Here is a 4381-nt window from a genome sequence, read left to right on the forward strand (position 1 = left end):
CCGACACCAACGCCGACACCGACCGCAGTCCCGACGAAGACCCCGACGCCCGGGCCCACCTGGACCGCAGAACCCACGGCAACGCCGACGGAGACGGCCACGCCGGCTCCGACCCGGACGCCGGAGAACGACGATGACGAAGATGAACAGGGTGACGATAGTAACGGCGACCGGAACGATACCGGGAACAGCGGTTCGCTGTCGGGGATGGTCTGGTACGACCTGAACGCTGACGGCGTCTTCGACCCCGGCGAGCCGGGCATCCCCGGCATCAGCGTGCGGCTGATCGGGAAGCGGACCATGCTTGGTTACGCGGTGACCGGTTCGGACGGGTCGTACAGGTTCTCGACCATCCCTACCGGTGATTACAGCGGTGCCGAGTTCCTTCTGCCGGACGGCTACTCCTGCACCCTTGCAGGCCTGGGCAGCGATGCGAGCCCCCTGGAGGGGGCCGTAGCATTCGCGGAGGGCGGGGTCGGACAACAGACCCTGAATGCGGGACTCATCGGGAGTTACCTGCCCCAGTCCCCGGCGGCGGCCTATGGGTGGGTGCTCGGGACGACCTGGAGCGACGATAACCAGGATGGTGTCAGGGACGAAACCTCCGGCCTGACGGACGTCGAGGTCACCCTCCTGGATGCAGGCGGGAATGTGGCGGCATCGGCCCGCACCGGCTACCATGACAGTTACTCCTCCATGTACCTCTTCGGCCCCCTCCCGCCCGGGGAGTACTCCCTCGCGTTCACCGCGCCGGACGACTACGCCTTCACGAGCACCGGCGGCGACAGCCACGCCGTTCCGTCGACCGGGACGACGGCTCCGTTTACGGTCGGCGGGGGTGATATGGTTGTCAGGGATGCGGGGCTGGTCCCCTCCCCTGCCCCGCCTCCGGGCGATGCGTCCGGGGGGCCGGTGAATGAGGCCGATGCGGCTGCCCGCGATGAGAAGAACGATGCCGCCGACGCGACGGACGATGATCAGGGCGGGCCGGCCGTGACCGATGATCCGCAGGCCCCGGAGGATGATGCCGGTGACGACCGGCAGATGACCGGAGAAGATGACAGCGACGACCGAAAGGAGAAGAAAGAGGATAAAGACGACCGAAAGAAGGTAAAAGAAGACGACGATAAAGACCGAACGAAGGCAGAAGATGACGATGACAAAAAGGAGGCGGGGGAGGATGACGAAAGCAGATCCGACCGGGAGGAGAACGTAAGACGGAATTACGGCGACAGGGAGGAAGATGATTAATCGGAGCGGACAAGGCGCCGATAGACAACAAACGTGCGCGCTCTTCCTGTAGTCTCCTGCACATCGTGGTTTACTGCTCCCGATCATTTGGGGTTGCAGTGGCCGGGTTATTCTCTGCTTTCATGTCTGGCTTCGTATTGGCTGCTAAAGTGAAGTCCTCTATTCCCGGGCCCTATCGTCCGGCATCATAAATATATTAATATATTATAATGCCTATTAGGAGTCGAACCCCGGACCGGTACCGGGTCGGAAAAAACTCCGGCCTGTCCGGCCACCGATTGACGGCAGATATGAACAATGCGTTCTTTCGGGGGGTTACACGCCCGGAGGACCTTCACGGCATCCGGGAAATGAGGTGAGCCGATTGAGATATATCAGCGTTCTTGTAGTTATCATCGTATCAGCGTTCGTCTTCGGTTCGATCGCAAGCGCCGCAGTCCCGGCGGGCCCGGGTACAGGATATGAAAAGACCGTCGGCACGATCGGAGGAACAATCTTCCTGGACGCCGACGCAAACGGTATCCAGGGCTCCGGCGAGTGGGGCATGAGCGGCGTTGCCGTCCACCTCCTCGACGTCGCGGGGAGAGGATCGCGACGGCGGAGACGTTCTCCCATGCCTGTGAAGGGCTCTACATCTTCAGCGGCGTCCTCCCGGGTAATTACACCGTCGAGGTCGTCCTGCCGGAGGGGTACGCCTTCACCATTCCCGGGCAGGGAGCACCCGGCGCGACGGCGAGCACCGTTGATACGGTCAACGGAACAACCACCGCCATCAACCTGACAGAAGAGGTGATCGCGGCGAGCGACTTCGTCGTCAGGGATGCCGGTCTGGTGGCGGCCGAAGGCTGACGGCGGCCGCACCACCTATTTTTACTGGTGTTCCGCGACGTGCTGCCGGAGCATCGTGCCGGGCCTGTAGCGGTCGGCGATCTCGAGCGCCGTCTCCCGAAGGGCCGCATGCTCGGCGATACAGGACTCCGGCGGAGCCGCCTTCCGGAGGATCTGGGAGGTGTTCTCGGTGATCTGGACGAGTTCGGTGGCTATCAGGGCATTGAGCCAGAGGAGGTCCCGGAGCATCTCTTTGAGTTCTTCGTCCTGGTTCATGGGTAGAGGTAGGCAGTGCTCCCACATCAATCGTGCCGAACCGGCCGGCCGAACAGAAGGTTGATTGACCTCGCCGGGAAATACTAGAAAGAATATGGGTATGCAGTTTCTGGAGTTCGCCCAGGTCTGCGAGCACCTCGAGGGGATACCGGGACGCCTGGAGATGATCGAGCAGGTCGCCGCCGTCCTGCCCCGGCTCGACGACGACGAACTCCCCGTCTTTGTCCGGTTCGTCATGGGCAGGGTCTTCCCCGACTGGAGCCCGAAAAAGCTCGGCGTCGGCCCGAACCTCCTCTACGACGCCGTGGCCTACGTCGTCGGGACGAAGAGGGAGACGGTCCGCGAGGCGATCAACGCGACCGGCGACGTGGGCCTCGCCGTCGAGAGGCTCCTTGCAAAGAAAGAGCAGACGTCGTTCTTCATCGAGGAACTCGACCTCACCGACGTCTACCGGGAGTTCGAGCGGATGGCCGCCGCCGAAGGGCAGCGATCGCAGCGGGAGAAACTCCGCGTGGCGCAGGGCCTCTTCGGCAACGCCCGCCCGCTCGAGGGACGGTACATCGCGCGGCTGATGCTCGAGGAGCTCCGGATCGGCATGGGCGAGGGGAACGTCCGCGACGCCGTTGCGCGCGCGTTCGAGATCGACGTGCGCCTTGTCGAGCATGCCCACCAGGCGATGAACGATCTCGGGGAGGTGGCCCTCCTTGCCCGGCGTGACCCCGACGCGCTCTCCCGCGTGACGATCGAACCCTTCCGGCCGGTGAAGATGATGCTTGCGCAGGCGGGCACCATCGCCGCGCAGCTTGAGGATCACGGCGAGGTGGCGGTCGAGTACAAGTACGACGGGAGCAGGTTCCAGTTCCACAAGGTGGGCGACGTCTGCCGGATCTACTCGCGGAAACTGGAGGACGTCACGGGGAGCCTCCCCGACATCGCACGCCTCCTCATGGAGGCCACCGATCACGACGTGATCCTGGACGGGGAGGCGGTCGCAGTCCGCGACGGGAGGCCCATGCCGTTCCAGTACGTGATCCGGCGGTTCCGGCGCAAGCACGAGATCGACTCGATGATGGAGAAGATCGAGCTCGTGCCGCAGGTCTTCGATATCCTCTACCTTGACGGCGAGACGCTGATGGATCGCCCCCTCGAAGAGCGGCGCAAGATCCTCGAAGAGACGCTCGGCGCACACGTCGCTCCGCAGCATCTGGTCGGCGACGCGGCCGCGGCGGAGGCGATCTACGCCGATGCCCTGGGTCTCGGCCATGAGGGCGTGATGGTAAAGGTCCCCGGCTCGCCCTACACCCCGGGCGTCCGGGGTCGGCTCTGGGTGAAGGTGAAACCCGGTGTCGAGACGCTCGACCTCGTGGTCGTCGGGGCCGAGTGGGGCGAAGGCCGGAGAGCCGGGACGTTCGGCTCGTTCCTGCTCGCGGTGCAGGACCAGGGCCGGCTCCTCCCTGTGGGCAAGGTGGCGACCGGGATCACCGACGAGGTGCTGGCCGAACTCTACGCCCTCTTCAAGGACAAAGTCATCGCCCGCTCCGGAAAGGAGGTCACGCTTGAGCCGGAGGTGGTCTTTGAGGTGGGCTACTCCGAGATCCAGACGAGCCCGAACTACGAGAGCGGGTATGCGCTCCGGTTCCCGCGGTTCGTCCGGGTGCGCGAGGACAAGAGCGTGGACGAGGCCGAGGCGCTTGACTCGCTCGTCGAGCGCTACGGCCGGCAGAAGAATGGACAGGGGTCTTTTTAAAAATCACTTTTGCTGACCCCACTCCTGTTTACTCTAGACGGTCGCAGTCCTGAGGCACTCCGGGGCACGGCTTTCCACCGGGTATCGCCATGACTGCCCCCGCCCCTGAGGGGCGGGGTGCGATGCTCTGAAAGAGCGGAGCATGAGCACCGTCAGGTGCGGGGGAGGAGCGCGAAGCGCGGGCGGGGTGGGGTCGATGATATGTGCGATCCTGGCGAGTTGGAGACAGGGGAGGGGGTCTCCCCCTCCCCGTCAGCCCCACCCCCAATGGCGATAGCC

General features: G+C 64.3%; 4 protein-coding genes. 3 read left to right on the forward strand and 1 reads right to left on the reverse strand.

All coding sequences use genetic code 11. The annotated features are described in order from the left end of the window. Positions 1-1251, forward strand: a 1251-nt coding sequence (locus BRA62_RS11710; protein WP_292366809.1) for an SdrD B-like domain-containing protein, incomplete at its 5' end; no start/stop codon positions are given. A gap of 537 nt (positions 1252-1788) precedes the next feature. After that, a complete protein-coding gene (locus tag BRA62_RS11715; protein ID WP_292366811.1) occupies positions 1789-2100 on the forward strand; it encodes an SdrD B-like domain-containing protein in 312 nt (103 codons plus the stop codon). 21 nt (positions 2101-2121) lie between these two features. Here BRA62_RS11715 and BRA62_RS11720 read toward each other — a convergent pair whose 3' ends face one another. Beyond that, positions 2122-2355, reverse strand: a complete 234-nt coding sequence (locus BRA62_RS11720; RefSeq protein ID WP_292366813.1) for a hypothetical protein — start codon at positions 2353-2355, stop codon at positions 2122-2124. 100 nt (positions 2356-2455) lie between these two features. Here BRA62_RS11720 and BRA62_RS11725 point away from each other — a divergent pair, with 100 nt between their 5' ends. Continuing rightward, positions 2456-4102, forward strand: coding sequence for an ATP-dependent DNA ligase (locus tag BRA62_RS11725; RefSeq protein WP_292366815.1), 1647 nt, complete (start codon positions 2456-2458; stop codon positions 4100-4102). The last annotated feature ends 279 nt before the right edge of the window (positions 4103-4381 follow it).

The organism is Methanoculleus sp. UBA208, from assembly GCF_002498065.1.
GTDB lineage: Archaea > Halobacteriota > Methanomicrobia > Methanomicrobiales > Methanoculleaceae > Methanoculleus.